At 42.7% G+C, this 386-nt stretch carries 1 rRNA gene; it reads right to left on the reverse strand.

From position 1 onward, the window contains the following. Positions 1-86: ribosomal RNA gene (locus L8G48_RS13340) — 16S ribosomal RNA — on the reverse strand; the annotation flags it as partial. Positions 87-386 lie beyond the last annotated feature (300 nt).

Below are 386 nucleotides of genomic sequence, written 5' to 3' on the forward strand. Positions count from 1 at the left end.
CAAGCTTCTCTCTGTTACCGCTCGACTTGCATGTGTTAGGCCTGCCGCCAGCGTTCAATCTGAGCCATGATCAAACTCTTCAATTAAAAGTAGTTTAATCAACTCAATGAATTACGCGTTTTTGCTCGCTCCATTTCTGAAGCTTGCTGAACACTCATTCAAAAGTTGCAATACAATATTTCTTGTTTGCTTACTTCTGCAAGTGCCCACACAGTTTGCTTGGCTTGATAGTATTGTTAAAGAGCGTTCTCAGCAGCTAGGCTGCGAGAGGTGCGTATTCTACACACCGTGTGTTTTCCGTCAATACTTTTTTTGAAAAAAGATTTTTAGAAAACGTCTGTTTTTGGCGGCTTCGTTGCCTGCCTCGAACGTGGGGCGTATTTTAG

It is taken from the genome of Idiomarina aminovorans, from assembly GCF_023155095.1.
Taxonomy (GTDB): Bacteria; Pseudomonadota; Gammaproteobacteria; order Enterobacterales; family Alteromonadaceae; genus Idiomarina; species Idiomarina aminovorans.